The sequence below is a fragment of the Streptomyces goshikiensis genome, assembly GCF_014650555.1.
GTDB lineage: Bacteria > Actinomycetota > Actinomycetes > Streptomycetales > Streptomycetaceae > Streptomyces > Streptomyces goshikiensis.
In genome coordinates, this window is record NZ_BMVE01000010.1 from 132,208 (window position 1) to 158,926 (window position 26,719).

Annotated in this window: 25 protein-coding genes; 22 read left to right on the forward strand and 3 right to left on the reverse strand. The window is 73.6% G+C overall.

The genetic code is table 11. From position 1 onward, the window contains the following. Positions 1-29: 29 nt before the first annotated feature. Positions 30-962: a transcriptional regulator CynR gene (gene cynR, locus IE248_RS25915; RefSeq protein ID WP_190031862.1), complete on the forward strand. Its 933-nt coding sequence runs from the start codon at positions 30-32 to the stop codon at positions 960-962. On the opposite strand, the gene IE248_RS25920 is transcribed toward cynR, so the two are convergent. Next, entirely contained in the window at positions 946-2,292 is a 1,347-nt protein-coding gene (locus IE248_RS25920) for a L,D-transpeptidase (protein ID WP_229895526.1), read from the reverse strand. The genes cynR and IE248_RS25920 overlap by 17 nt on opposite strands. Positions 2,293-2,568: 276 nt before the next feature. Next, positions 2,569-3,435 (reverse strand): helix-turn-helix transcriptional regulator, encoded by an 867-nt coding sequence (locus IE248_RS25925; protein ID WP_100581773.1) that lies wholly within the window; start codon positions 3,433-3,435, stop codon positions 2,569-2,571. Positions 3,436-3,536: 101 nt separating this feature from the next. Here IE248_RS25925 and IE248_RS25930 point away from each other — a divergent pair, with 101 nt between their 5' ends. Continuing rightward, complete coding sequence (locus IE248_RS25930) at positions 3,537-4,991, forward strand: MFS transporter (protein WP_373301615.1); 1,455 nt, start codon at positions 3,537-3,539, stop codon at positions 4,989-4,991. A 30-nt stretch (positions 4,992-5,021) separates the two neighbouring features. Here the strand turns inward: IE248_RS25930 and IE248_RS25935 are convergent, their stop codons facing one another. After that, on the reverse strand, positions 5,022-7,292 hold the full coding sequence (locus IE248_RS25935; RefSeq protein ID WP_190031863.1) for a HelD family protein: 2,271 nt from the start codon (positions 7,290-7,292) through the stop codon (positions 5,022-5,024). Positions 7,293-7,448: 156 nt separating this feature from the next. Between IE248_RS25935 and IE248_RS25940 the strand changes: the two genes are divergently transcribed. The 20 genes from IE248_RS25940 to IE248_RS26030 all read left to right on the forward strand — a co-directional run bounded on the left by IE248_RS25940 (position 7,449) and on the right by IE248_RS26030 (position 26,701). Then, complete coding sequence (locus tag IE248_RS25940; RefSeq protein ID WP_008742986.1) at positions 7,449-8,150, forward strand: ribonuclease H family protein; 702 nt, start codon at positions 7,449-7,451, stop codon at positions 8,148-8,150. Between the two features lie 160 nt (positions 8,151-8,310). Further along, positions 8,311-9,465 carry an NAD(P)/FAD-dependent oxidoreductase gene (locus IE248_RS25945; protein ID WP_073794497.1) on the forward strand — a complete coding sequence of 385 codons (1,155 nt, stop codon included), beginning with the start codon at positions 8,311-8,313 and terminating at the stop codon, positions 9,463-9,465. Positions 9,466-9,506: 41 nt separating this feature from the next. Further along, positions 9,507-9,752 carry a hypothetical protein gene (locus IE248_RS25950; protein WP_143196225.1) on the forward strand — a complete coding sequence of 82 codons (246 nt, stop codon included), beginning with the start codon at positions 9,507-9,509 and terminating at the stop codon, positions 9,750-9,752. A gap of 122 nt (positions 9,753-9,874) precedes the next feature. After that, positions 9,875-10,144, forward strand: a complete 270-nt coding sequence (locus IE248_RS25955) for a DUF6225 family protein (protein WP_008742983.1) — start codon at positions 9,875-9,877, stop codon at positions 10,142-10,144. A gap of 251 nt (positions 10,145-10,395) precedes the next feature. Further along, positions 10,396-12,171: an enoyl-CoA hydratase-related protein gene (locus IE248_RS25960; RefSeq protein ID WP_229895527.1), complete on the forward strand. Its 1,776-nt coding sequence runs from the start codon at positions 10,396-10,398 to the stop codon at positions 12,169-12,171. Positions 12,172-12,292: 121 nt separating this feature from the next. Beyond that, complete coding sequence (locus tag IE248_RS25965; protein WP_073777732.1) at positions 12,293-13,348, forward strand: NADH-quinone oxidoreductase subunit B family protein; 1,056 nt, start codon at positions 12,293-12,295, stop codon at positions 13,346-13,348. A gap of 92 nt (positions 13,349-13,440) precedes the next feature. Beyond that, a complete protein-coding gene (locus IE248_RS25970) occupies positions 13,441-15,225 on the forward strand; it encodes a nickel-dependent hydrogenase large subunit (protein WP_008742979.1) in 1,785 nt (594 codons plus the stop codon). After that, complete coding sequence (locus IE248_RS25975) at positions 15,222-15,743, forward strand: NifU-related iron-sulfur-binding protein (RefSeq protein ID WP_008742978.1); 522 nt, start codon at positions 15,222-15,224, stop codon at positions 15,741-15,743. Before IE248_RS25970 ends, IE248_RS25975 begins: the two co-directional genes overlap by 4 nt. A 302-nt stretch (positions 15,744-16,045) precedes the next feature. Continuing rightward, positions 16,046-16,660, forward strand: coding sequence for a DUF5947 family protein (locus tag IE248_RS25980; RefSeq protein WP_229895549.1), 615 nt, complete (start codon positions 16,046-16,048; stop codon positions 16,658-16,660). Then, on the forward strand, positions 16,657-17,358 hold the full coding sequence (locus IE248_RS25985) for a DUF6084 family protein (RefSeq protein ID WP_190031865.1): 702 nt from the start codon (positions 16,657-16,659) through the stop codon (positions 17,356-17,358). The genes IE248_RS25980 and IE248_RS25985 overlap by 4 nt, the downstream gene beginning before the upstream one ends. After that, complete coding sequence (locus IE248_RS25990) at positions 17,355-18,779, forward strand: hypothetical protein (protein WP_190031866.1); 1,425 nt, start codon at positions 17,355-17,357, stop codon at positions 18,777-18,779. Before IE248_RS25985 ends, IE248_RS25990 begins: the two co-directional genes overlap by 4 nt. Next, on the forward strand, positions 18,776-19,309 hold the full coding sequence (locus IE248_RS25995; RefSeq protein ID WP_073794189.1) for a hydrogenase maturation protease: 534 nt from the start codon (positions 18,776-18,778) through the stop codon (positions 19,307-19,309). Before IE248_RS25990 ends, IE248_RS25995 begins: the two co-directional genes overlap by 4 nt. An 18-nt stretch (positions 19,310-19,327) precedes the next feature. Then, positions 19,328-19,432, forward strand: a complete 105-nt coding sequence (locus tag IE248_RS38595; RefSeq protein ID WP_373301617.1) for a DUF6893 family small protein — start codon at positions 19,328-19,330, stop codon at positions 19,430-19,432. A gap of 141 nt (positions 19,433-19,573) precedes the next feature. Further along, positions 19,574-19,996 carry a hydrogenase maturation nickel metallochaperone HypA gene (hypA, locus tag IE248_RS26000; RefSeq protein ID WP_073794190.1) on the forward strand — a complete coding sequence of 141 codons (423 nt, stop codon included), beginning with the start codon at positions 19,574-19,576 and terminating at the stop codon, positions 19,994-19,996. Between the two features lie 3 nt (positions 19,997-19,999). Then, positions 20,000-20,845, forward strand: a complete 846-nt coding sequence (hypB, locus tag IE248_RS26005) for a hydrogenase nickel incorporation protein HypB (protein WP_190031867.1) — start codon at positions 20,000-20,002, stop codon at positions 20,843-20,845. Continuing rightward, on the forward strand, positions 20,845-23,223 hold the full coding sequence (gene hypF, locus IE248_RS26010; protein WP_190031868.1) for a carbamoyltransferase HypF: 2,379 nt from the start codon (positions 20,845-20,847) through the stop codon (positions 23,221-23,223). Before hypB ends, hypF begins: the two co-directional genes overlap by 1 nt. Continuing rightward, positions 23,192-23,584: a HypC/HybG/HupF family hydrogenase formation chaperone gene (locus tag IE248_RS26015; RefSeq protein WP_073794195.1), complete on the forward strand. Its 393-nt coding sequence runs from the start codon at positions 23,192-23,194 to the stop codon at positions 23,582-23,584. Before hypF ends, IE248_RS26015 begins: the two co-directional genes overlap by 32 nt. Continuing rightward, on the forward strand, positions 23,581-24,753 hold the full coding sequence (gene hypD / locus IE248_RS26020; protein ID WP_190031869.1) for a hydrogenase formation protein HypD: 1,173 nt from the start codon (positions 23,581-23,583) through the stop codon (positions 24,751-24,753). The genes IE248_RS26015 and hypD overlap by 4 nt, the downstream gene beginning before the upstream one ends. Then, the gene (hypE, locus tag IE248_RS26025; RefSeq protein ID WP_008742967.1) at positions 24,746-25,807 is read left to right on the forward strand and encodes a hydrogenase expression/formation protein HypE; all 1,062 of its coding nucleotides are present in this window, start codon (positions 24,746-24,748) and stop codon (positions 25,805-25,807) included. Before hypD ends, hypE begins: the two co-directional genes overlap by 8 nt. A gap of 42 nt (positions 25,808-25,849) precedes the next feature. Beyond that, entirely contained in the window at positions 25,850-26,701 is an 852-nt protein-coding gene (locus IE248_RS26030; protein ID WP_100581760.1) for an aldo/keto reductase, read from the forward strand. Positions 26,702-26,719: the final 18 nt, after the last annotated feature.

Sequence of the window (26,719 nt, forward strand, 5' to 3'; positions counted from 1 at the left end):
TCCTATTGGTCTCATCTATAGTTGACCGCATGGCCCCGGAACTGCGTCACGTCCGCTATCTGCTCGCCGTCGCCGAACACGGCAGCTTCACCCGCGCCGCCGAAGAGCTGCGCGTCTCCCAGCCCACCCTGTCCCAGCAGGTCAAACAGCTGGAGCGGGCCGTCGGGGTCCAGTTGCTCGACCGCTCGGGCCGCTCCGTACGGCTCACCGACGCCGGAGCGGCCTACCTCCCCTACGCCCGCCGCGCCCTCCAGGACCTCGCCGCCGCCGAACGCGCCGTCCTCGACGTCGCGGACCTCTCCCGCGGCGCCCTGCGCCTCGGCATGACCCCCACCTTCACCGCGTACCTCCTCGGCCCGCTCGCCGCCGAGCTCCACGCCCGCCACCCCCACATCACGCTGGACGTGAGGGAGTTGGCCCAGGACCGGCTGGAGCCCGCCCTGCTGGCCGACGAACTCGACCTGGGCATCGCCTTCCACGGCCCCCGGCTGCCCGGCATCGGCGCCCTCGACCTGTTCACCGAGACCCTCGGTCTCGTCGTCGGCCCCGCCCACCCCCTCGCCGGCCGTACCGAGCCCCTGCCGGTACGCGAACTCGCGGCCCACCCGCTCGCGTTGCTCAGCGGGGACTTCGCCACCCGGGGTCACATTGACGCCCACCTCGCCCGGTACCGCGTCGAACCGCCCGTCGCGGTGCAGGCGAACACCATCAGCGCCCTCACCGAGATCGTCCGGCGCACCGGCCTCGCCACCGTGCTCCCCGACGCCCTCACCCGCGACGACACCCGCCTGCACCCCGTCCCGCTCGACCCGGCCCTCCCGGCGCGCACCGCCACCCTCCTGCGGCGCGAGGGCGGTTACGAGAGCGCCGCCGCCCGCGCCTTCACCGCGATCGCCCACGACTGGGCGGCGGCGATGGCGACAGCGGCGGCCGCGGAACTCGGCGTCACGTCAGCGGGCTGAGCCGGGGCAGCGCGGCCGGGGCCCGCACGCCATCGGCCAGGGCGCTGCCCGCCAGCCAGGCCCGCCAGTCCAGGTTCCAGTCGCCGAACCCGTTGGCGAACGGCGCCATCTCCTCGCCCCCGCTGTTGACCACCTCCACGATGTCCCCGACCCGGACCGTCTCGAAGAACCAGGCGGCGTCCTGCGTGCTCATGCCCGTACAGCCGTGGCTGACGTTCTCCTCGCCCTGCGCCTCGACCGACCAGGGCGCGGCGTGCACGTACTCGCCGCTCCAGGTCACCCGGGTCGCGTAGAACACCGGCAGGTCGTAGAACTCGCTCGTGCCGGGCCGGATGCCGACGGTGTCCCCGCGCATCCGGACCTGGTACTCCTTGCCCAGGACGACCTTGACACCGGTACGGGTGCGGAACCCCGCCTTCCCGGTGGTGACCGGGATGGTCCGCAGGACCCGGCCGTTGCGGCGCACCGTCATCTCGTGCGCGGCGGAGTCGGTGACTGCCTCGATCCGGTCCCCGATGGCGAGCTGGAGGGACTCGGAGGGGCCGCCGTAGAGGTGGTCCCCGAACGCCACCCCGTCGAGACCGCCGCGCACCCGCACCACGGCGTGCGCCGGCCAGTACGTACGCGGCCGGTAGTGCAGCGTCGAGTCGTCGACCCAGTGCCAGGCCCCCTCGACCGCCGGCTCCGAGGTCACCTGGAGCGCCCGCTCCAGCCGCGCCCGGGACGTGGGGTCGGAGGCGGGGACGGGGTGGCTGAGGGAGGCCGTCACGATCTGCCCGGCGCCGTAGGTCCCGGCCCTCGGCCCGAACTCCACCGTCAGCCGCTCGTCCTCGGTGGGCGGGGCCGTCCGGAACGCCATGGTCACCCCGACCGGGGTCCCGGCCGCGTCCTGCGCGCCGACCCGGACCGTGTAGACCTCGCCCGCCCGCAGCGGTTCGGTGTTGGTCCAGTGTCTGTTCTTCGCCCCGAGCGCGCCGCCCAGATAGCGCCCGTGCGCGTCGTGGACGGTGACGTCGGTGAGCTGCCCCGGCTCGACGAGGGAGATCTCCAGCGGGCCGTCCGCGTCCGTCGGCAGTGCGATCGTGCGGGCCGCCCGGGCCGCCGCCTTCCGCGACACCGGGTCCCGCAGCACCGCCCCGGCGCCCCGGGCGGTGGCCAGCACCCGCTGCTGGCGCCCGTCGTCGCACAGACCGGCGTGGAAGGCCTCCCGCCCGCACCGCCCGCCCGCGCCGCCGGAACCCTCCTCCAGGACCCGCGCGACCAGCAGCGTGACCGAGGCCTCCGCGCTCCCGGCCGCGCCCCGCGCCGCGTCCGGGTCCGGCATCCGCACCGGCGCCGCCGCGATGACGAGGGCGGCCCCGGTGACCGCGGCGACCGCGCTCCACGCCCTGCTCGACCGCGGCGCCGACCGGCCCGAACCGCCGCCCGCTCGCCCTGCCCCTGACCCTGCCCGTTGCCCACCGTGCGCCGAATCCATCGCCCCGTAGCCCTTCCAGATCGCCCAAGACCGGATGGCAGCATCAAAACGATTGCGGGCCAAAATGATGATCATGAACGCGGGTCATACGGCCGAACGGGCACCCAAGAGAACTCGTACGGAGCAACTTCAGGCGGCGACCCCGGCTTCCGTCCGGGACAATTCCCGCAGCCGTTCGAGGCGCTCGCGGGTCTCCCCGTCCATCGGGACGTACGTCACCAGGCGGGGCCCCGCCCCCGGGCCGAGCCACAGGTGCGTGTGCTCCAGGCGCAGCAGGCCGACGTGCGGGTTGCGGATGTACTTGGACCTCCCGCCCGTGCCGACCACCTCGTGGCGCGCCCACGCCTCCCGGAACTCCGGGGACGCGGCCTCCAGCCTCGCCAGCAGCGTCTTCCAGGCCGGCTCCGACAGGTGCTCCGCCATCGACGCCCGGAACTTGGCCGCCATCACCCGGTTCACCTCGTGGAGGTCGACCACGGCCGCCCGCCACGCCGGGTCGGTGAACGCGAGCCACATGCAGTTGCGGTCCTCGGGCCGGACCCCGTCCAGATCGCACAGCAGCCGCGAGAACGCGTCGTTGTACGCGAGGATGTCGAACCGGCTGTTCTGGATGAACGCCGGCATCGGGCTGAGCTGTTCGAGCATCGCCCGCAGCGCCGGCGTGATGCTCGGGCACGGGGTGTCCGGCGCCGGATCGGAGGTCCCGGCCAGCGCGAACAGGTGCGCCCGCTCGCTGCGGTCCAGCAGCAGCGCCCGCGCCACCGCGTCCAGCACCTGCGGGGACACCTTGATCTCGCGGGCCTGCTCCAGCCATGTGTACCAGGTGACGCCGACCGAGGACAGCTGCGCGACCTCCTCGCGCCGCAGCCCCGGGGTGCGCCGGCGCCGGCCGTTCGGCAGCCCGACCTGCTCGGGGGTGATGCGCTCGCGGCGGCTGCGCAGGAATTCGGCCAGCTCGTGCCGGCGGACATCGCCCTCGGGCGCCACAGTGGTCATGACACCAGGGTGCCTCACCCGTGATCCACGTGCCAGGTACTGCCGGTACCAGGATAAAGAGACTCTGGTACCAGGCTGAGAAGGGGAGCATCGTCAACACCGTGAGTGAGACAACGCTACGCCCGACCCCTCAGCCCCCGACCACCCCGCAGACCCCCGTCGGGGCCCGCGCCGAAGCCGCCATCGGCCCGCTCGGCCTGTTCACGGTCCTGCTGGGCGCCGCCCTGCCGCTGATCGACTTCTTCATCGTCAACGTGGCGCTCCCCGCCATCGACAGCGACCTCGCCGCCGGCCCGGCCATGCTCGAACTGATCGTCGCCGGCTACGGAGTCACCTACGCGGTGCTCCTCGTCCTCGGCGGCCGGCTCGGCGACACCGCCGGCCGGCGCAGGCTCTTCCTCATCGGCATGGCCGCCTTCGGCGTCACCTCGCTCGCCTGCGGCATCGCCCCCACCGCCTGGACCCTGGTCGCCGCCCGCGTGGCCCAGGGCGCCGCCTCCGCACTGATGCTGCCGCAGGTGCTCGCCACCATCCAGGCCACCACCCAAGGCCCGCGCCGCGCCCGGGCGATGAGCCTGTACGGGGCCACCGCGGGACTGTCCATGGTCACCGGCCAGATCCTCGGCGGCGTCCTGGTCGCCGCCGACATCGCCGGCACGAGCTGGCGCGCGGTGTTCCTGGTGAACGTGCCCGTGGTCCTCGTCGGCCTGGTCCTCGCCGTCCGCGCCGTCCCCGAGACCCGCTCGGACCGCCCGGCCTCCGTCGACGTACCGGGAACCCTGCTGCTCGCCCTGTCCCTGCTGTCGCTGCTGCTCCCGCTCACCGAGGGCCGGGCCGCCGGCTGGCCGCTGTGGACCTGGGTCTCCCTCGTCGTCTTCCCCTTCGCCGCCGTCGCGTTCTACCTGACGGAACGCCGAGCCGACCGCCTCGGACGCACCCCGCTCGTCCCGCCGAGCCTGCTGCGGCTGGAATCGCTGCGGCGCGGCCTGATGATGGTGGTGCCCTTCTCGATCGGCTTCAGCGGCTTCATGTTCGTGATCGCCGTGGTGCTCCAGCAGGGCCTGCACAAGGGCCCGGTGGCCGCCGGCCTCGCCCTCGTCCCGATGGCGCTCGCGTTCTTCGCCGCCTCCCTCGCCGGACCGCGGCTGGTCGGGCGGTTCGGCAGCAGGGTCGTCACCGCCGGCGCCCTCCTCCAGGCGGTGGGCATAGGCCTGCTCCTGCTGGCGGTCCAGCGCGACTGGCCCGGCCTCGGATTCGCCGAACTGGCCCCCGGCGTGGCCGTCGCCGGCCTCGGCCAGGGGCTCCAGCTCCCGGTCCTGATGCGCCTGATGCTCTCGGACGTACCGACCGACCGGGCCGGTGTGGGCGGCGGAGTCATGATCACCACCCAGCAGTCCGCCCTCGCGCTGGGCGTCGCGACCCTGGGCAGCCTCTTCCTCGCCCTGGCCGAGACGTCCGGCATGCGGGAGGCGCTCACCGTCACCCTGCTGGTCCAGGCCGGCCTGATCGCGCTCACCGCGCTGCTGAGCCTGCGCCTGCCCCGCATCGTGAGGTGAGACGGCCCCGCGCCGTACGCCGTCCCGCCGTCAGGCCTCGATGCCCTGCGGCAGACGGCCGGTGTGGACCACGCCGAGGGTCTGGGTGGCGCGGGTCAGCGCCACGTACAGATCGCTCGGCTCGTGGTCCGCGGGCTCCACGACGATCACCGTGTCGAACTCCAGCCCCTTCGCCTGGCGCGGGTCCAGCAGCACCACGGACCGGGTGAGATCCGGCTCCTCGCCCGCCCGTACGCCGGGCAGCGCCGCGGCCAGCGCCCCGTGCAGCGGCCGCGGCGCGATCACCGCCAGCCGGCCCTCCCGGGGAGCGCCCTCCCGCACCGCCTCGGCGACCGTACGGGCCGGGTCGTCGCTCTCGCGCACCCAGGGCCGTACGCCCGTGGACCGCACCGACCGGGGCGGCTCGAAACCGGGATGACGGGCCCGCAGCACGGCTGCGGCCACGTCCATGATCTCGGCGGGCGTACGGTAGTTGACGCCGAGGCGCACCAGCTCCCAGCGGTCGCCGACGTACGGATCCAGGATCCGCCGCCACGAACCGCAGCCGGCCTCGTCACCGGTCTGGGCCGGGTCGCCCACCAGCGTCATCGAGCGGGTCGGGCAGCGCCGCATCAGCATCCGCCAGGCCATCGCCGACAGCTCCTGCGCCTCGTCCACGATCACGTGCCCGAAGGCCCAGGTGCGGTCGGCGGCCGCGCGCTCGGCGGTGCTGCGGTGGTCGGCCTCCTCGTGCCGCTCCGCCATCCGCTCCGCGTCGATGATGTCGTGCGCGGCGAGGAACTCGTTCTCCGCGTCCTCGAATTCGTACGACTCCGAGCCCAGCGACAGGTCCAGGACGCCCTGCGCGTACGCGATGCGCTCCAGCCGCTCCCGCTCCTCGGCCGCCCGCAGCGCGCTGTCGTCCACCCCGAGGAGCTCGGCGGCTTCGTCAAGCAGCGGGACGTCCGCCGGGGTCCAGCCGTCGCCCGTGTCCCCGGTCCTCCGGATCAACTCGGCATCGGCCGGGGCCAGATGGGTGGGGTCGGCGAGGAACTCCGAGATCAGCCGCCGGGGCGTCAGGGGCGGCCACAGCGAGTCGATGGCCGCGTGCACCTCGGCGCTCGTGGCGATCTCCTTGCCGAGCTGCGCCACGTCGTCCGGGCCCAGCAGATTGGGCCCGCCGTACGGGTCCGCGCCGAGCCGGTCGGCGAGCTGCTCGGTGAGCGCGTCGATGACGCGGAAGGCGAAGTACGGGCGCGCGAGGTTGTGCGGCAGTCCGGTGGCGCGGGCCCGGTCCCGGGCCTCGTGGGCCATCGTCCGGTCCAGCAGCAGCGTCCCGTAGTCGTCGTGGTCGATCTCCAGCGCCGGTTCGGGGACCACGGAGCTGTCCTCGCCGCTGCCCGGGGGCACCTCCTCCGGCAGCGCCTGCCGGTCGCACACCACGCGCGCCAGCACCTCGGCCATCTCGGCGCGGCCCTTCACGGCGGCGGCCCCCGGCCGGTCGGTGCCGGTCGCGCAGACGCCGGGGAAGAGCTCGCCCACGGTCGCCAGCAGCACCCCGGTCTCGCCGAGGGCCGGGAGCACCTCGCCGATGTAGCCGAGGAAGGCCGGGTTCGGGCCGACGATCAACACGCCCCGCTTGGCGAGGAGTTCCCGGTGCGCGTACAGGAGGTACGCCGCGCGGTGCAGGGCCACCGCCGTCTTCCCGGTCCCCGGCCCGCCCTCCACGACGAGCACGCCGCGGTGCGGGGAGCGGATGATCCGGTCCTGCTCGGCCTGGATGGTCCGCACGATGTCGTGCATCCGGCCGGTCCGGGCCGCGTCCAGCGCGGCGAGCAGCACGGCGTCCGCGTCCGCCCCCTCGTAGCCGGTGCGCTCGGTGTCGGCGAGGTCGAGGATCTCGTCGTGCAGCGCGGTGACCTCCCGGCCCCGGGTGCTGATGTGGCGGCGCCTGCGCAATCCCATCGGATGGTGCCCGGTGGCGAGGTAGAAGGGGCGCGCCACTTCCGCCCGCCAGTCGAGAACGAGCGGAGTGCGCTCCGCGTCGTCCTGGCGGACGCCGATGCGGCCGATGTGATGGTCGCGGCCGTCGGAGAACTCCAGCCGGCCGAAACAGAGTCCGTTCTCGCCCCGGTCCAGCGCGGAAAGCAGCCCGGACTGCTCGGCGACGAGCACATCGCGCTCCAGCCGCGCCTGGAGCCCGCTCCCGGCATCGGCCAGCGCGCCCCGTACGGCGCGTTCGGCCTGGCAGCGCAGTTCATCGAGACGCTCATAGAGCGCGGTGATGAATTGCTGCTCATTCCGGAATTCCTCGATTGACAATTCCACTCCCGACGCGGTACAGTGTCCTCACAAAGCTTCTTCACGATCTCGGTCAATGGGAACGTGAAACATCCAATATATGCAGATGAATACCCCGGCCGTCAATCGGACCCGGGGTATTTTCGTGTCTCCCTATTCATGCGGCATGATCGGGGGATGTCTGAACGGATCATTGCCGCCTGTGACGGTGCGGCCAAGGGGAATCCCGGGCCCGCCGGGTGGGCGTGGGTCATCGCCGACGCGCAGGGCCGTCCGGAGCGCTGGGAAGCCGGGGCGCTCGGCCGGGCCACGAACAACGTGGGTGAACTCACCGCGCTGCAAAGGCTGCTGGAGGCCCTGGCTCCCGGTACCGCCGTCGAGGTGCGGATGGACTCCCAGTACGCCATGAAGGCCGTCACGCAGTGGCTCCCGGCGTGGAAGCGCAACGGGTGGAAGACCGCGGCGGGCAAGCCGGTGGCCAACCGGGAACTCGTCGAGAGCATCGACGCCCTGCTGGCCGACCGCGAGGTGGAGTTCCGCTACGTGCCGGCCCACCGGGAGGACGGCGACCACCTCAACGCCATCGCCGACCAGGCCGCCAGCGACGCCGCCCGCACCCAGCAGCCCGCCGGCACCGCCCTGGGCCAGGAAGCCATGCCGGTACCGGCCGAAGTGCGCGCCGCCCCCGCCCGCCGTACGTCCGCCGCCCCGGCCAAGAAGGCGGCGGCCGCGCGCGGACGCGCCACGATCAAGGCGAAGTTCCCCGGCACCTGCCCCTGCGGCACGTCGTACGCGGCCGGCGAGAAGATCGCCAAGCTCGGTACCCGGTGGGGACACCCCGACTGCGGCAGCGCGGTCGCCGAGGCCGCCGCCACGTAGGAACCGCCTCCGGGCGCCCGTCGGCCAGGGGCCGGAGCGAGTTTGGTCAGGAGTCTGACAAATCGCTCCGCCCCGGCCGGGATCGGGTGAAAAGATCGACTTCGAGACGTGCCCGGACCGGGGCACGGCCGAGGCCGACTTCGAGATGGCGGAGATCATCATGCCCGAGCCCTACGTGGTCGTCGGCACCGGAATCGCCGGTGCCAACGCCGCCCTCACCCTCCGTGCCGAAGGCTACGCCGGAGACCTCGTCCTCATCGGCGAGGAGCCCGAACTCCCTTACCGCAGACCGCCCTTGTCCAAGGAGATACTCTCCGGGGCGCAGCCCCCGTCGCGGAGCCTGCTGAGGCCCGCGAGCAGTTGGGCGGAGCAGGACATCGAGCTCCGCACCGGCACCGCCGTCACCGCGTTACGCCCCGCCGAGCGCACCCTCGTCCTCGACGACGGCAGCCCGCTCCGCTACGACCGGCTCCTCCTCGCCACCGGCGGCCGCCCCCGCCACCTCCCCGGGACGGAAGGGCTCGCCGGGGTCCACCGGCTGCGCACCCTCGCCGACGCCCGCGACCTGCGGGCCGCGCTGATCGACGGCGGCCCCGTCCTCGTCGTCGGCGCCGGCCTCATCGGCCTCGAAGTCGCCGCCACCGCCAGCGGGATGGGCTGCGAGGTCACCGTCACGGAGACCGAGGCGCACCCCCTGCGGCGCGTCCTGCCCGCAGCGATCGCCGACGCCGTCACCGGACTGCACCGCGCCCGCGGCGTCGACGTCCGCACCGGCGTCCGCCTCGAACGCTTCGAACGGCAGGGCGACTTCGTGGTCGCCACCGACGCCCGGGGCGCCGCCCTGTCGGCGCGTACGGTGGTCGTCGCCGTCGGCATGGCCCCCGACACGGACCTCGCCGAACGCGCCGGGCTCAAGGTGGACGACGGCATCGTCGTGGACGCGTTCGGGGAGACCTCCGTCCCCGGGATCTACGCGGCGGGCGACGTGGCCCGCCGGCCCGCCCGGGCCGACGGCGGCAGCTGCCGCGTCGAACACTGGACCAACGCCCAGGACCACGGCGCCGCCGTCGCCCGCAGCATGCTGGGCGTCCCGACCCCCCACACCCCCGTCCCGTGGTTCTGGACCCACCAGTACGGGACCAACATCCAGGCGGCCGGCCACCCCCAGGGCCCGGGCACCCTGACGGTGGAGGGAGACCTGGAGGCCCTCGACTTCACGGCGCTCCTCCATCACGAGGACCGGCTCACGGGGGTGGTCTGCGCCGGCCGCGCCCGCGAGTTCAAGGCGCTGCGCACCCGGCTGGACGCCACGTGACGACGAAGGCGTGGCGTCGTTGCCCCGATATGACCGATCTCATGGTGAAGATGCCGGCCCACTGGCTGGCCACGGTGTTCCTCCTCCTGCGCCGCAGCGCGTCCGGGGAGGTGCAGGCCCTCGCCGCCGAGTTGCGGCCGTTCACGGAGCAACCCGGACAGCGGGTCCAGGTTCCCCGGGCCGTGGTGCGGCGCACCGAGCTGGCGCTGCACGGGGAACTGGAGCGCAGCCCCCGGCGGTCCGAGGAGGTCCGCCATCTGATCAGGGCCCGATCGGGCGGCTGGTAACCCGTACGGCCTGACCCGCGCGGGACGCTCCAGGTCCTTCCGGGTCAGGCCGCCGCCCGGCTTGGTCCCCGCTCCGGCGCGCCGCCGCCGTCCGCGGGTTTCGCGGCCTCTAATGTCGCCGCATGGCTGACATGTTCGATCACAATCCGCAGGTGTGGACCGCAGGACGGCTCCGCGAGGCGCTGGCCGGTCTGCCCGACGAGACGCCGATCCACGTGGGCGTCGCCGACGGCCCGGGTGACTTCGAGGGCTACGGGGAGTACGTCCTCGTGGACGCCGAGCCGGTGGAACTGGACACCGACGGCGAGGAGTCCGGCGAGCCCGGGCCGCGCGTCCAGTTCACGCTCTTCGCAGACGCCAAGGCCGGGGTCTACTACCCCGACATGGACTGACTCCGGCGGACCGCTCCGGCGGACCGCCCGGCCGTCACCGCTCCGGCGGACGGTTCCGGCGGACCGCCCGGCCGGCACCGCCCCGGCCACCCGGGCATCGACCAGGTGGCCGCCGCGGCTCCCACGTCCGGGTGACACCGCCGTAGGCCTCGGCGATCGGCGGACGGCCGTGTCCGACGATCGCCAGCGGCCGTACCCCGTTCCGGTGTTCCGGCTGCCGATCGCCGAGGTCCGGCCGCTTGGGAGATCCAGTGCACATCCTGCTCGCCGTCAGCGCGTTCAACAGCCTCACGCAGCGCGTCCACGCCGAACTCAGGGACCACGGCCACAGCGTGGCCGTCGAACTCGCCCTGCCCGGCGGCTCCCTCCCCGACGCCGTCCGCCGCCACCGGCCGGACCTCGTCCTCGCGCCGATGCTGAAGACGGTCGTGCCCCGGGAGGTGTGGTCCGCCCACACCTGCCTCATCGTCCACCCCGGTCCCCTCGGCGACCGGGGCCCCTCCTCCCTCGACTGGGCCGTCACCCGCGGCGCCACCCGCTGGGGCGTCACCGTCCTCCAGGCCGGCGCCGACATGGACGCGGGCGACGTCTGGGCCACCGTCGACTGCCCCGTCCCGCCCCTCGGCAAGAGCGACCTCTACCGCGGCGAGATCGCCGACGCGGCCCTGACCGCCGTCCTGCTCGCCGTCGACCGCTTCGCCTCCGGCACCCACACCCCGCAGCCGCAGCCCCCCGGCGCCGGCCGCACCCTGCCCTACCTGCGCCAGGAGTTCCGCCGGATCGACTGGCGGATCGACCCCACCGAGAGCGTCGTACGGGCGCTGCGCGCCGCCGACTCCCGGCCCGGCGTCCTCGACGACCTGCTGGGCGGCCAGTGGTACCTGCACGGCGGCCATCCGGAGGACCGGCTGCGCGGCCGCCCCGGAGAACTGCTGGCCACCCGCGCGGGCGCGATCTGCCGGGCGACCCGCGACGGCGCCGTGTGGATCCCCGAGCTGAGGGCCCGCCGCGAGCCCGGCCGGCCCGCCCCCGTCAAACTCCCCGCCGCGCTCGCCCTCGGGGACCTGCTGCCGCCACTGCCCGAGATCCCCGCGCCGCAGCAGCCCGACCCGCGCGTACGCACCTGGTCCGACATCGGCTACGAGGAGCGCGACGGGGCCGGCTTCCTGTCGTTCTCCTTCCCCGGCGGCGCGATGAGCACCGGGCAGTGCCGGCGGCTGCTCGCCGCCTACCGGGAGGCCTGCTCCCGGCCCACCTCCGTACTCGTCCTCGGTGGCGGCCGCGACTTCTTCTCCAACGGAATCCACCTCGGCGTCATCGAGGCGGCCGCCGACCCGGGCGCCGAGTCCTGGGCCAACATCAACGCCATGGACGACCTGGTCGAGGCCGTCCTGACCACCACCGACAAGCTCGTCGTCGCGGCCCTCGGCGGCAACGCGGCCGCCGGCGGCGCCATGCTCGCGCTCGCCGCCGACGAGGTCTGGTGCAGGGCCGGGGCCGTCATCAACCCGCACTACCGGCTGATGGGCCTGTACGGCTCGGAGTACTGGACGTACACCCTGCCCCGCCGGACCGGGACCGGCGTCGCCGAGCGCCTCACCGCCGAGGCCCTGCCGCTCAGTGCCGAGGCCGCCCAGCGGCTCGGCCTGTCCGACCGGACCGTCGCCTGCGCTCCCGGGGCCTTCGCCGACGAGACCGCCCGCCTCGCCGCCCTGCTGGCGCGGTCGCCCGGCACCCGGTCCCGGATCGCCGCGAAGAAGGCCCGGCGCGACCGCGACGAGGCGGAGCGGCCGCTCGCCGCCTACCGGGAGGCCGAGCTGACCCGGATGCGCGTGACCTTCTTCGACCCGCAGGCCCCGTACCACGCGCTGCGCCGTGCCTTCGTACGCAAGGAGCCCCCGGACGGCACCCCGCCGCACCTCGCCCGAACGGCAGCCGGACGACACCGGGCGCCGCTCCCCTTCCGGCGGCCCGGCGTCACTGGACCGGCCCAGCAAGACAGGGCGCGGGCCACGGGCGGCTGCTAGCAAGAAGGGTGGGACCGGCAGCCGGGAACCCCCCGGCGCGGGCCCGCCCCGCTCGACCCGGCTCCGTACGCGCGAGCCCCCATCCACCTCCCCCCGCATCCCTTCCCAAGGAGCGATCCTCATGGATGCAGCAACGCCGAGCACGGTAGAGGACCCTCCGATCCACATCCTCTGGATCAACGCGGGACTGAGCTGCGACGGCGACTCAGTGTCCCTGACGGCGGCCATGCAGCCCAGCATCGAGGAGATCGTGACGGGCACCCTCCCGGGCCTGCCCAAGATCGCCGTGCACTGGCCGCTGATCGACTTCGAGTGCGGTCCGGTCGGCGGCGCCGACACGTTCATCGAATGGTTCTTCAAGGGGGAGCGGGGCGAGATCGACCCGTTCGTCCTGGTCGTCGAGGGCTCGATCCCCAACGAGAAGATCAAGCCCGAGGGCTACTGGTGCGGCTTCGGCGACGACCCGGAGACCGGCCAGCCCATCACCACCAGCGAGTGGATCGACCGGCTGGCGCCCAAGGCCCTCGCCGTGGTCGCGATCGGCACCTGCGCCACGTACGGCGGCATCCACGCCATGGAGGGCAACCCCACCGGCGCCATGGGCCTGCCCGACTACCTGGGCTGGGACTGGAAGTCGCACGCCGGCATCCCGATCGTGTGCGTGCCGGGCTGTCCGATCCAGCCCGACAACTTCTCCGAGACCCTCACGTACCTGCTCTACCAGGCCGCAGGCTCCGCCCCGATGATCCCGCTCGACGACAAGCTGCGCCCCACCTGGCTGTTCGGCGCCACCGTCCACGAGGGCTGCGACCGGGCCGGCTACTACGAGCAGGGCGAGTTCGCGCACACCTACGACTCGCCCAAGTGCCTGGTGAAGCTCGGCTGCTGGGGCCCGGTCGTGAAGTGCAACGTGCCCAAGCGCGGCTGGATGAACGGCATCGGCGGCTGCCCCAACGTCGGCGGCATCTGCATCGCCTGCACCATGCCCGGCTTCCCCGACAAGTTCATGCCGTTCATGGACGAGCCGCCCGGGGCCACCGTGTCCACCGCGGCCAGCGGGGCGTACGGGATGGTCATCCGCCGGCTCCGGGCGATCACGCTGCACACCGTGGACCAGGAGCCGAAGTGGCGCCGCGCCGGCAAGAAGCTGGCCACCGGCTACCGCCCGCCCTGGTGACCTGACCCGCCGGACCCGGGCCGCGCCCCGCGGCCCGGGTCCCTCACGTCCAGTTCACGCCCCCCAGTCCAAGAAGGGTCACGGAAGACAAGATGGCACCGAAGACGAAGGCGGCCGGTGACGGCAGCGGGCTGGTCGAGATGGCCTGGGATCCGATCACCCGGATCGTGGGCAGCCTCGGCATCCACACGAAGATCGACTTCAAGCAGAAGCGGGTCGCGGAGTGCTACAGCACCTCGTCGGTCTTCCGCGGGTACAGCGTCTTCATGCGCGGCAAGGACCCCCGCGACGCGCACTTCATCACCAGCCGCATCTGCGGCATCTGCGGCGACAACCACGCCACCTGCTCCGTGTACGCCCAGAACATGGCGTACGGCGTGAAGCCGCCGCACCTCGCCGAGTGGATCATCAACCTCGGTGAGTCGGCGGAGTACATGTTCGACCACAACATCTTCCAGGAGAACCTGGTCGGGGTCGACTACTGCGAGAAGATGGTCCGCGAGACCAACCCGGGCGTCCTGGAACTCGCCGAGCGCACCCCTTCCCCGCACGCCGGGGAACACGGCTACAAGACCATCGCCGACATCATGCGCTCCCTCAACCCCATCGAGGGCGAGTTCTACCGCGAGGCGCTCCAGGTGAGCCGCTACACGCGCGAGATGTTCTGCCTGATGGAGGGCCGCCACGTGCACCCCTCCACCCTCTACCCGGGCGGCGTCGGCACCATCGCCTCCGTCCAGCTCTTCACGGACTACATGAGCCGCCTCATGCGGTACTGCGAGTTCATGAAGCGCGTCGTCCCGCTCCACGACGACCTCTTCGACTTCTTCTACGAGGCGCTGCCCGGGTACGAGGAGGTCGGCCGCCGGCGCGTCCTGCTCGGCTGCTGGGGCGCCCTCAACGACCCCGAGTACTGCGACTTCACGTACGCCAACATGACCGACTGGGGACGGAAGATGTTCGTCACCCCCGGCGTGGTGGTGGACGGCAAACTGGTCACCAACGACCTCACCGAGATCAACCTCGGCATCCGCATCCTGCTCGGCAGCTCGTACTACGACGACTGGCAGGGCCAGGAGAAGTTCGTCACCCACGACCCGCTCGGCAACCCGGTGGACGCCCGCCACCCGTGGAACCAGCACACCATCCCCGCCCCGCAGAAGCGGAACTTCGACGACAAGTACAGCTGGGTGATGTCGCCGCGCTGGTTCGACGGCAAGGACCACCTCGCGCTCGACACCGGCGGCGGCCCCATCGCCCGCCTGTGGTCCACCGCGCTGTCCGGCCTCGTGCACACCGACTACGTGCAGGCGACCGGCCACAGCGTGGTCATCACCCTGCCGAAGACGATGACCAAGCCCGAGACCCGCTTCGAGTGGAAGATCCCGAAGTGGAGCAACGCGCTGGAGCGCAACCGCGCCCGCACGTACTTCCAGGCGTACGCGGCCGCCATCGCGCTGCACTGCGCCGAGAAGGGACTCGCCGAGGTCCGCGCCGGACGCACCCAGACCTGGGAGAAGTTCGAGGTCCCGGACGAGGGCCTGGGGGTCGGCTTCACCGAGGCCGTCCGCGGCGTGCTCTCGCACCACATGGTGATCCGCGACGGCAAGATCGCCAACTACCACCCGTACCCGCCGACCCCGTGGAACGCCAGCACCCGCGACACCTTCGGCACGCCCGGCCCCTACGAGGACGCCGTGCAGAACACCCCGATCTTCGAGGAGAACACCCCGGAGAACTTCAAGGGCATCGACATCATGCGCGCCGTGCGCAGCTTCGACCCCTGTCTGCCGTGCGGCGTCCACATGTACGTCGGCAGCGGCAAGACGGTCAAGCAGATGCACGTCCCCACCGGCCTGAGCGGGCTGGGCGGATGAGCGCCGCCGTCACCGACGCCCGGCAGGCGGGCCGGCGGGTCGACGAGGTCCTCGACCGGCTCGCCGCCACCGGCGACCGGGAGGCGAGCGCGGCCGCCGAGGAACTCGTGCGGGTGCTCATGGAGTTCTACGGCGCCGGGCTCGCCCGTGTCGTGGAGCGGATGGGGCAGGGAACGCTGTCCGGGATGCTGGACGACGAGCTGGTGGCGGGGCTGCTGGCGCTGCACGACCTGAACCCCGAGGACCTGCCCACCCGGATCGGGCGCGCCCTCGCGACGGTACGGGAGCCGGTCGAACTGCTCGGCTTCGACGAGGCCACCGCCACCGTGCGGCTGCGCACCGAGGCGAGCGGCGGCTGCGGATGCGGCGGTTCGGGCGACGCGGTGCGACAGGCCGCCGAGGACGCGCTGGCCTGCTTCGCGCCCGAAGTGACCGCGGTGGAGCTGGAAACGGCCCCGAAGTCCGCGCCGCTGCTCCAGATCGGCACCCGCCCGCAGACCCCGGCGCGGGTGCGATGAGCGCCTCCCACGCGGGGGACGCCCCTGCCGCGTCGCGGGACGTACCGATCCCCCCGGGCGCGGGCGGTGCGTCCGGCGCGGCCGGCGCGCCAGGCGCGTCCGGCCAGCTCGGCTCGGCCGGCTCGCTCGGCCAGCTCGGCGCGCCAGGTACGTCCGGCCAGCCCGGCCAGCCCGGCGCGGCTGGCGCGTTCGGTGCGCCCGGCGCGGCCGGTACGTCCGGCGCGCCCGGTGCGGTCGGTGCGGTCGGGCCGTTCGGGACGCACGGGCCGCTCGGTGGTCGGGGGCTGGGCGGTGCGCGGGGGTTGCGGCGGTTCGCGGGGCGCCGGGCGCCCCGGCCCGAGGTCTGCGAGCTGTGCGGGGTGGCGGTCGCCGAGGACGCCCACCGCCACCTCGTGGAGGTCGAGAAGCGCTCCCTGGTCTGCGCCTGCACCGCCTGCGCCCTGCTCTTCGACCGGCCGGGCGCCGGCAGCGGCCGGTTCCGCCTCGTCCCGCGGCGCTACCTCGCCGACCCCGGGCACCCGCTCGACGACGGCGCCTGGGAACTGCTGCAGATCCCGGTCGGCGTCGCCTTCTTCTTCCGCAACGCCTCCCTCGACCGCCTCGTCGCGCTCTACCCGAGCCCGGCGGGCGCCACCGAGAGCGAACTCGACCCGGAGACCTGGCAGACCGTACTCGGCGCCGGCCGGCTCGCCGCGCTCCTCGAACCCGACGTGGAGGCGCTGCTGCTGCGCCGCGCCGAGGGCCGGACCGAGTGCTACCTGGTGCCGATCGACGTCTGTTACGAGCTCGTCGGGCGGATGCGGATGCTGTGGACCGGCTTCGACGGCGGAGCCGAGGCCCGCGCCGCGCTGCGGACCTTCTTCGAAGCGGTCGAACGGCGCGCCAAGGTCCCGGCGGGGGAGGAGCGCCGGCCATGACCGACTTCACCTTCACCTGCACCGGGGTGCGCGCCGACCCGTACGCCGCCGGCCCGACGCTCGTCTTCCGGCTGCGCGTCACCGCGACCGCCGGAACCCGCGTCCACGCCCTCGCGCTGCGCTGCCAGATCCGCATCGAACCGGCCCGGCGCGGCTACGGCCCCGGCGAGGCCGCCGCGCTCCACGACCTGTTCGGGGAGCGCTCGCGCTGGGGCACCACCCTCCAGCCCCTCCAGTTCGCCCAGGTCTCCGTCATGGTCCCCAGCTTCACCGGGGAGATCGAGACCGACGTGCCCGTGCCCTGCTCCTACGACATGGACATCGCGGCCGGCCGCTACTTCAGCGCCCTGGAGGACGGTGAGGCACCCCTGCTCATGCTGTTCTCCGGCACCGCCTTCACCGGCGCCGGCGGCTTCCACGTCGAACCCGTGCCCTGGGACCGCGAGGCGTCGTACCGGATGCCCGCCCCGGTGTGGAAGGAGATGATGGAGCAGCACTTCCCCGGCTGCGGCTGGCTCAAGCTGCCCACCGACACCATGGACGAGCTGCTCGCCTTCCGCTCCCGGCACTCGCTCGCCTCCTGGGAGGCGACCGTACGGACCCTCCTGGACGCTGCCGTACCCGCCGAAACCCCGCGCCCCGGTCCCGGCCGGGCCGGCCCCGTACTGCCGCGTGCCGCCGAGAGGACCGCGCCATGACCACCACGTCCTCCCTGCCCACGTCCCGGTTCGACGTCGCCCGGCAGGTCGCCGACGCCGTCCTCTTCGAGGGCTACGTCCTCTATCCGTACCGGGCCTCGGCCGCCAAGAACCGGCTGCGCTGGCAGTTCGGCGTCCTCGTCCCGCCCGCGTGGGCCCCCGCGCACGAGGAGCACTCGTTCCAGCGGACCGAGATCGTGATGGAGCCGCGCGGCGAGGCCACCCTCGCCGTGGAACTCCGCTTCCTGCACGCCCGCCGCCGCACCGTCCAAGAGGCGCGCCCGGACGGCTCGTTCGCCGAGGTCGCCGAACTCCAGCTGCCCGACCGGGTACTCGTCCCCTGGGACGAGGGCGCCGAGGAGCGGATCGACATGACCGTTCCCGTGGCCGAGCTGGAGGCCGGGGAGGTGTCCCTGCCCTTCGCCCGGCCCGCCGGCGAGGAGACCGAGCCCGTCGTCGACGCCGACGGCCGGGAGATCGGCCGCCTGGTCCGGCGCAGCGAGCGGATCGACGGGGTGCTGCGCCTGCGGGCCGAGGAACTCGGCGTCCCCTACCGGGCGCTGAAGCTCACGGCCGTCGTGGAGAACACCAGCGCCTGGACCCCGCCGCGGCAGGGCGCCGACCGGGACGCGGCCCTGCCGCACTCATTGGTCGCGGCCCACCTGCTGCTCGGCCTCAGCGCCGGGTCCTTCCTCTCCATGACCGACCCGCCCGAGTGGGCCAAGGGCGTGGTCGCCGACTGCGCCAACCGGCACACCTGGCCCGTGCTCGCCGGGGAACCCGGCCGCGCCGACGTGGTGCTCTCCTCCCCGATCATCCTGGAGGACCACCCCGCCATCGCCCCCGAGAGCATCGGGGCCATGTACGACGCCACCGAGATCGACGAGATCCTCGCCCTGCGCACCGCGGCCCTGACCGACCAGGAGAAGCGCGAGGCGCGCGGCACGGACGCCCGCGCGGCCGCCGTGATCGACCTCGCGGACACCATGCCCCCCGAGGTGCTCGACCGCCTCCACGGCGCCGTGCGGGCGCTGCGCGAGATCACCGGACCGGACGCGCCCGCCGACGACCGGATCCCCGAACTCTGGCAGGAGGAAGCGGTGTTCAAACCCGACACCCCCTGGTGGGACCCGGCGCGCGACGACACCGCGGACCCCGCCCGCGACCGGATCCCGATCGACGGGGTCCTCGTCGGCGTCGGCAGCCGCGTCCTGCTGCGCCCGGGCCTGCGGCGCACCGACGCCCAGGACCTCTTCCTCCAGGGCCACACCGCCCTGGTCGAGGCCGTCCTCCACGACGTCGACGGAGGGGTGCACCTCGCCGTCACCGTCGAAGGCGACCCGGGCGCCGACATCCGCCGCGAACAGGGCCGGTTCCTCTACTTCCAGCCCGACGAGGTCGCCCCCCTGGAGGTCAGGTGAACGGCCGGATCCTGATCGCCGGCATCGGCAACGTCTTCCTCGGCGACGACGGCTTCGGCGTCGAGACCGTCCGGTGGCTGACCGGGCCCGACCACCCGCTGCCGGACCACGTCGAGGTGGTGGACATCGGCGTCCGCGGCGTCCACCTCGCCTACCAGCTCCTCGACGGCTACGACACGCTCGTCCTGGTGGACGCCACCGCCCGCGGCGGCGCCCCCGGGACGCTGTACCTGATCGAGGCCGCCGAGCCCGGCACCATCGCCCCCGGCAGCCCCGTACTCGACGGACACCACATGTCGCCGGACGCGGTGCTGGCCCTGCTGGGCACCCTGTGCGCCGGCACCGGCGCCGCCCCGCCCCGGCGCACCTGGGTCATCGGCTGCGAACCCGCCTGCCTGGACGAGGGCATCGGCCTGAGCGACCCGGTGGCCGCCGCCGTACCGGAGGCCGTACGGATGATCGTGGACCTGGTCCGGGACGAGGCCCGGCGGCCCGTCCCGGAGGACGACCGCAACGCCGCCGCCACCTGAGGAGAATCGAGAACCCCCATGAAGAAGGCCATCTTCGGCGGCGTGGCCGCCGCCGCGCTCGCCGCCGCACTGACGGTGCTCCTCCCGGACATCCAGCGCTACCTGCGCATCCGCCGGATGTGACCCGCGGGCGACGGCGCCGCCGCTCGCACCCCTGCGACGCCCCGGCGCCGAATGGCGTACGGGGCGTCGGCGCGTCGGCGTGCCCGAGCGCGCCCCCCGCCTCCGGCCGGTCTAATGAGGCCCGGCAGGACGGAGCCCCGCATGCACGAGATGTCGATCGCCATGGCCGTGGTGACCCAGGTCGAGGAAGCCGCCCGCAGCGGCGGCGCCACCGCCGTCACCTCGGTCCGGCTCCAGATCGGCGAACTGGCCGGCGTCGTACCCGACGCCCTGGCCTTCTGTTTCGAACTGGCCTGCGCCGGAACGGTCCTTGAAGGAGCCGAACTCGTCACGGAACCCGTGGCCGCCCGCGCGCACTGCGGCGCCTGTACGGACGACTGGGCGGTCGGCATGCCGCCCCGGCTGGTCTGCCCCCGGTGCGGCCGGGCCGCGGAGGTCGAACTCCGCTCCGGGCGCGAGCTGCAGATCCTCAGCGTGCGCTGGGAGGACGGCCCGGCCCACGTCCCGCCCGCCGCCGCCCACGCGGGGAACCCCGCCCGCGAACCGATCTCCGAGGAGCGCTGAACCATGTGCCGTGTGGTCGACCTTCAACAGGCGGTCCTCGCCAAGAACGACACGACCGCGCACGCCCTGCGCACCGAACTCACCGCCCGTGGCACCACGGTCGTCAACCTCCTGTCCAGCCCGGGCAGCGGCAAGACGGCCCTGCTGGAACTGGAACTCGGCCTGGCGCGGCAGCGGAAGGTGCCGGTCGCCGCCCTGACGGCCGACCTCGCCACCGAGAACGACGCGGTACGGCTGGCCCGTTCGGGCGTCCCCGTCAAGCAGGTGCTCACCGACGGGCTCTGTCACCTGGAGGCCGGGATGCTCGGCCGGCACCTGGACGGATGGCTCGCCGACGACACCCGGCTGCTGTTCGTGGAGAACGTCGGCAACCTCGTCTGCCCGGCCTCCTACGACCTCGGGGAGTCGCTGCGCGTCGTCCTGGCCTCGGTGACGGAGGGCGAGGACAAGCCGCTGAAGTACCCGACCGCCTTCGGGCTGGCCCACCTCGTCGTCGTGACGAAGACCGACATCGCGGCCGCGGTGGAATTTGACGAGGCCGCCTTCCGCGCGCACGTCCAGCAGGTCAACCCGGGGGTGGAGGTGGTGCTGACCTCGGCCCGCTCCGGAGCCGGCGTGGGCGAACTGCTGGAGCGGGCGCTGGCCGTGGGCGACGGCGCGGCGGTGCACCAGCCGGTCATGGCGGGGCAGCAGCAGCACGGCCACCACCACCACCATCATCATCACCACGACCACGACGGTCACGACGGCCATGACCACGGCGGCCACGGGCACCACGGCCACGACCACCGTGACGGCCACGGCGCCGGTCACGGCCACACGCACCCCGCCGCGGCGCAGACCCACTGATGGAGGCCGTCCAGCGGCGCCGGGTCACCGTGCGGGGCGTGGTGCAGGGCGTCGGGTTCCGCCCGTACGTCTACACCCGCGCGACCGGACTCGGGCTCGCCGGGCACGTCACCAACACCCCCGACGGCGTCGTCGCCGAGGTCGAGGGCGCCCCCGCGGCCGTCTCGGCCTTCTGTGAGCGGCTCGCAGCCGAGGCCCCGCCGCTGGCCGTCGTCGACACCGTCGACCACTGCGAGGTCCCGGTCGCAGGCGGCGCCGGCTTCACCATCGTCGCCTCCCGGTCCGGCGGCCCGGCCCGCACGCTCGTCTCCCCGGACGTCGCCACCTGCGCCGACTGCCTGGCCGAGCTGGCCGATCCCGCCGACCGCCGCCACCGGCACCCCTTCATCACCTGCACGCACTGCGGACCCCGCTTCACGATCGTCACCGGGCTGCCCTACGACCGCGCGCACACCACCATGGCCCGCTTCCCGATGTGCGCCGACTGCGCCCGCGAGTACGCCGACCCCACCGACCGGCGCTTCCACGCCCAGCCGGTGGCCTGCCCCGCCTGCGGACCCCGGCTGCGCCTCCTCGTCGGCACCCCGCCCCGCGAGACGGCCGGCGCCGACCCGGTCGCCGAGGCGCGCCGGCTGCTGGCCGACGGGGCGATCCTCGCGGTCAAGGGGCTCGGCGGATACCACCTGGCCTGCGACGCCGCCCACCCCGGGGCCGTCGCCGAACTGCGCCGCCGCAAGGACCGCGGGGCCAAGCCGTTCGCACTGATGGCCCGCGATCTCACCGACGTCGAAGGCCTCGTCCGCATCGGCCCCGAGGAGCGGGCGCTGCTCACCGGCGGGGTACGGCCCATCGTGCTGCTGCGCCGCCGCCCGGACGGCCCCCCGCTGCCCGGGGTCGCCCCCGGCAGCCCCGACCTCGGCGTGATGCTCCCGTACACCCCCGTCCACCACCTCCTGCTCGGCCTGGACGGCGATCCGCAGGGCCCGCGACTGCTGGTGATGACCAGCGGCAACCTGTCCGGCGAGCCCATCGTCACCGACGACACCGAGGCCCTGGACCGGCTCGGCCACCTCGCCGACGCCTGGCTCACCCACGACCGCCCCATCCACGTCCCCTGCGACGACTCCGTGGTGCGCGTCTGCGACGGCGAACCGCTGACCGTGCGCCGCTCCCGCGGCTACGCCCCGCTGCCCCTCACCCTGCCGTGGCCGGTCCCGCCGGCCCTGGCCACCGGGGGCGACCTGAAGAACGCCTTCTGCCTCGGCGAGGGCCGCCAGGCCTGGCTCTCCGCACACATCGGCGACATGGACGACCTGGCCACCCAGTACGCCTTCGAACGGGCCGAGCGGCAACTGGAGTCCATCACCGGTGTGGCCCCCGCCCTGCTGGCCGCCGACCGGCACCCCGGCTACCGCTCGGGGCGGTGGGCCCGGCGCAACGCCGGCGCCCGTCCCCTCGTCGAGGTCCAGCACCACCACGCACACATCGCCTCCGCGATGGCCGAACACGGTCTCGACGGCAGCGGCCGGGTGATCGGCTTCGCCTTCGACGGCACCGGCTACGGCGACGACGGCGCCGTATGGGGCGGGGAGGTCCTCCTCGCCGACTACACCGGGTACGAGCGGTTCGCGCACCTCGGCTACGTACCGCTGCCCGGGGGCGACGCCGCCGTACTGCGCCCGTACCGGATGGCCCTGTCCCATCTGCGCGCCGCCGGGATCGCGTGGTCGCCGGACCTGCCCTGCGTGGCGGCCTGCCCGCCCGACGAACTCCGCGTACTGGGCCGCCAGCTGGACCGGAACCTCAACTGTGTCCGCACCTCCGGCATGGGGCGGCTCTTCGACGCCGTCTCCTCCCTCGCCGGCATCTGCCAGCTCGTCGGATACGAGGCCCAGGCCGCCGTGGAGCTGGAGGCGGCGGCCCTGTCGGCGGCGCCCGCCGGGGCCGCCGGCGGCTACGCCTTCGCCCTGGGCGGCGGCTCGGCGCGGGGGGCCGCCGCCCCGGTCACGGCCGACCCGGCGCCCCTCCTCGCCGCGGTCGTGGCCGACGTACGCACGGGAACGCCGCCGGCCCTGATCGCCGCGCGCTTCCACACCGCGGTCGCCGCTCTCGTGGCCGCGCTCGCGACCCTGGCCCGCGAACGCCACGACCTGCACACCGTCGCCCTCAGCGGCGGAGTCTTCGCCAACACCCTGCTCTCCGCAGCCTGTTCGAGCGCCCTGCGCGAGCGGGGCTTCACCGTCCTGCGCCACCACCGGATCCCCCCGAACGACGGGGGACTGGCGCTCGGCCAGCTGATGGTGGCCGCGGCGCGCACCACGCCACCCCCACAGCAAGGAGAGGTCCATGTGTCTGGCGGTACCCGGCAGAGTGCTTGACATCGGGGAGAAGGACGGCACCCGGATGGCGACCGTCGACTTCGGCGGCGTGGTCAAGGAGGTGTGCCTGGAGTACCTCCCGGACCTCCAGGTCGGCGAGTACGCCATCGTTCACGTCGGCTTCGCGCTCCAGCGCCTCGACGAGGAGTCCGCCAAGCAGACCCTGGAGCTCTTCGCGCAGCTCGGCATGCTCCAGGAGGAGTTCGGAGATCCGTGGGAGCAGGCAGCGGCGGCCGGGGGCGAGCCCTGGCCGTTCACGGACGACCCGGCCGACGGCCCCGCCGGCGGCCTGCCGGCGGAGCCGGTGCTGGAGCCGGGCCGGCAGGAGCAGCAGTCGGAGCGGGAGGCGCGGCAGCCGTGAAGTACATCGAAGAGTTCCAGGACCCCGAGCTGGCCCGGCGCCTGCTCGACGACATCCACGCCACCGTCACCCGGCCCTGGGCCCTGATGGAGGTCTGCGGCGGCCAGACCCACACCATCATCCGGCACGGCATCGACCAACTCCTGCCCGAACAGATCGAGTTGATCCACGGGCCGGGCTGCCCGGTGTGCGTGACCCCGCTGGAGGTCATCGACAAGGCGCTGGAGATCGCCTCCCGCCCCGAGGTCATCTTCTGCTCGTTCGGCGACATGCTCCGCGTCCCCGGCAGCGGCCGTGACCTCTTCCGGGTACGCAGCGAAGGGGGCGACGTACGCGTCGTCTACTCCCCGCTCGACGCCCTGCGGATCGCCCGGCAGAACCCGGACCGCGAGGTGGTGTTCTTCGGCATCGGCTTCGAGACGACCGCGCCGCCCAACGCCATGACCGTGTACCAGGCGAAGAAGCTCGGCATCCCGAACTTCAGCCTCCTGGTCTCCCACGTCCGGGTGCCCCCGGCCATCGAGGCGATCATGACCTCGCCGAGCTGCCGGGTCCAGGGCTTCCTCGCCGCCGGGCACGTGTGCAGCGTGATGGGCATGGGCGAGTACCCGGAGCTGGCGGCCCGCCACCGCGTCCCGATCGTGGTGACCGGCTTCGAACCGCTGGACATCCTCGAAGGCGTACGCCGGGCCGTACTCCAGCTGGAGCGCGGCGAGCACACCGTGGACAACGCCTACGCCCGCGCCGTCCGCCCTGAGGGGAACCCGGCCGCGCTCGCCATGCTGGAGGACGTCTTCGAGGTCACCGACCGGGCCTGGCGCGGCATCGGCGTCATCCCGCGCAGCGGCTGGCGGCTGTCCGCGCGCTACCGGGACTTCGACGCCGAGCACCGCTTCTCGGTCACGGACATCGCCACCCTGGAACCGGCCGAGTGCCGCAGCGGCGAGGTGCTCCAGGGGCTGATCAAGCCGCACGAGTGCGAGGCCTTCGGTACCACCTGCACCCCGCGCAACCCGCTCGGCGCCACCATGGTCTCCAGCGAGGGCGCGTGCGCCGCGTACTACCTCTACCGGCGCCTGGACATCGCGGCGGCCCGCAAGCCGGAGACAGGGACCGCACCCGAGACCGCACCCGAGACCGCGCCGCTGGAGGCGAGCCCCGTTGTCTGACACCGCACTCGACGTCACGGGCTGGACCTGCCCGGCCCCCCTGCGCGACCACCCCCGCGTGGTGATGGGCCACGGCGGCGGCGGAGCGCTGTCCGCCGAACTCGTCCGGCACGTCTTCGCCCCCGCCTTCGGCGGCGAGGTCCTCGCCCAGCTCGGCGACTCCGCCGCCATCACCCTGGGCGGGGCCCGGCTGGCCTTCTCCACCGACTCGTACGTGGTGCGGCCGCTGTTCTTCCCCGGCGGTGGCATCGGCGACCTCGCGGTCAACGGCACCGTCAACGACCTGGCCATGAGCGGGGCCCGGGCCGCCTACCTGTCCTGCGGGTTCATCCTCGAAGAGGGCGTCGAGGTCGCCACGGTGGCCCGGGTGGCCGAGGCCATGGGCGCCGCCGCGCGCGCCGCGGGCGTCGAGATCGCGACCGGCGACACCAAGGTCGTGGAGGCGGGCCACGGGGACGGGGTGTACATCAACACCGCGGGCATCGGCCTCATCCCGCAAGGGGTGGACCTGCGCCCGCAGCGCGTCGTCCCGGGCGACGTCGTCATCGTCAGCGGCGAGATCGGCCTCCACGGGGTGGCCATCATGAGCGTCCGCGAGGGCCTCGGCTTCGAGGCGGACATCGTGAGCGACTGCGCGCCGCTGGGCGGCCTCGTCGAGACCATGCTCGCGGTCACCCCCGACCTCCACGTCCTGCGCGACCCCACGCGCGGCGGCCTGGCGGCCGCCCTCAACGAGATCGCGGCCGCCTCGGACACCGGCGTCGTCATCAGCGAGGGCCGCGTGCCGGTGCCCGAGCCGGTGGCGAACGCCTGCGCCATCCTCGGCCTCGACCCCTTCTACGTGGCCAACGAGGGCAAGCTGGTCGCCTTCGTCCCCCGCGAGCACGCCGACGCCGTCCTCGACGCGATGCGCGCCCACCCGCTGGGCCGGCACGCGACCGTGATCGGCGAGGCGGTCGAGGCGCACCCGGGCCTGGTCGTGGCCCGCACCGGCCTCGGCGGCACCCGGGTCGTCGACCTGCCGATCGGGGAGCAGCTGCCCCGGATCTGCTGACACCGGCGATCGCCCGAGAGCCCGAGCGACAAGGAAGGTCCCATGCGGAGCGTCACCCTCAACAACGGCGTCAGGATGCCGATCCTCGGCTTCGGCGTCTACCAGATCCCGCCGGAGCAGACCGAGCGGGCCGTCACCGACGCCCTCGCCGCCGGCTACCGGCTGCTCGACACCGCGGCGGCCTACGGCAACGAGGAAGCCGTCGGCCGCGCCGTCAGGAACAGCGGCGTCCCGCGCGGGGAACTGTTCGTCACCACCAAGCTGTGGATCCAGGACGCCCCCGCCCAGGACAACGCCCGCCGGGCCTTCGAGACCTCCCTGACCAAGCTGGGCCTGGACCACGTCGACCTGTACCTGATGCACCAGCCGTTCGGCGACGTCTACGGCCAGTGGCGCGCCATGGAGGACGCGGGCCGGGAGGGCCTGGCCAAGGCGATCGGCGTCGCCAACTTCCACCCCGACCGTCTCCTGGACCTGATCCTCAACAACGAGGTCGTCCCGGCGGTCAACCAGATCGAGACGCACCCGTTCTTCCAGCGCACCGCCGACCAGGAGCTCATGCGCGAGCACGGAGTCCAGCACCAGTCCTGGGGCGGCTTCGCCGAGGGCAAGAACAACCTGTTCACCCACCCCGTCCTCAGCGAGATCGGCGCGGCGCACGACAAGTCCGCCGCCCAGGTCGCGCTGCGCTGGCTGATCCAGCGCGACATCGTCACGATCCCCAAGTCGGTCGACCCCGGCCGGATGGCGCAGAACATCGACGTCTTCGACTTCGAACTCGGCGAGGACCAGATGGCCGCCATCGCCACCCTCGACACCGGTGCCTCGGTGTTCTTCGACCACCGCGACCCCGGGGCGGTCGCCCGGCTCGGCAGGCACCGTCTGGAGGGCTGACCGGGCGGGGGCGCCCGG

Excerpts from the sequence above, each read along its gene's own strand:
- cynR (WP_190031862.1), top strand. The coding sequence starts at position 30 with ATGGCCCCGGAACTGCGTCACGTCCGCTATCTGCTCGCCGTCGCCGAA.
- IE248_RS25925 (WP_100581773.1), bottom strand. The coding sequence starts at position 3,435 with ATGACCACTGTGGCGCCCGAGGGCGATGTCCGCCGGCACGAGCTGGCC.
- IE248_RS25940 (WP_008742986.1), top strand. The coding sequence starts at position 7,449 with ATGTCTGAACGGATCATTGCCGCCTGTGACGGTGCGGCCAAGGGGAAT.
- IE248_RS25945 (WP_073794497.1), top strand. The coding sequence starts at position 8,311 with ATGCCCGAGCCCTACGTGGTCGTCGGCACCGGAATCGCCGGTGCCAAC.
- IE248_RS25950 (WP_143196225.1), top strand. The coding sequence starts at position 9,507 with ATGGTGAAGATGCCGGCCCACTGGCTGGCCACGGTGTTCCTCCTCCTG.
- IE248_RS25955 (WP_008742983.1), top strand. The coding sequence starts at position 9,875 with ATGGCTGACATGTTCGATCACAATCCGCAGGTGTGGACCGCAGGACGG.
- IE248_RS25965 (WP_073777732.1), top strand. The coding sequence starts at position 12,293 with ATGGATGCAGCAACGCCGAGCACGGTAGAGGACCCTCCGATCCACATC.
- IE248_RS25970 (WP_008742979.1), top strand. The coding sequence starts at position 13,441 with ATGGCACCGAAGACGAAGGCGGCCGGTGACGGCAGCGGGCTGGTCGAG.
- IE248_RS25975 (WP_008742978.1), top strand. The coding sequence starts at position 15,222 with ATGAGCGCCGCCGTCACCGACGCCCGGCAGGCGGGCCGGCGGGTCGAC.
- IE248_RS25985 (WP_190031865.1), top strand. The coding sequence starts at position 16,657 with ATGACCGACTTCACCTTCACCTGCACCGGGGTGCGCGCCGACCCGTAC.
- IE248_RS25990 (WP_190031866.1), top strand. The coding sequence starts at position 17,355 with ATGACCACCACGTCCTCCCTGCCCACGTCCCGGTTCGACGTCGCCCGG.
- IE248_RS38595 (WP_373301617.1), top strand. The coding sequence starts at position 19,328 with ATGAAGAAGGCCATCTTCGGCGGCGTGGCCGCCGCCGCGCTCGCCGCC.
- hypA (WP_073794190.1), top strand. The coding sequence starts at position 19,574 with ATGCACGAGATGTCGATCGCCATGGCCGTGGTGACCCAGGTCGAGGAA.
- hypB (WP_190031867.1), top strand. The coding sequence starts at position 20,000 with ATGTGCCGTGTGGTCGACCTTCAACAGGCGGTCCTCGCCAAGAACGAC.
- hypF (WP_190031868.1), top strand. The coding sequence starts at position 20,845 with ATGGAGGCCGTCCAGCGGCGCCGGGTCACCGTGCGGGGCGTGGTGCAG.
- IE248_RS26015 (WP_073794195.1), top strand. The coding sequence starts at position 23,192 with ATGTGTCTGGCGGTACCCGGCAGAGTGCTTGACATCGGGGAGAAGGAC.
- IE248_RS26030 (WP_100581760.1), top strand. The coding sequence starts at position 25,850 with ATGCGGAGCGTCACCCTCAACAACGGCGTCAGGATGCCGATCCTCGGC.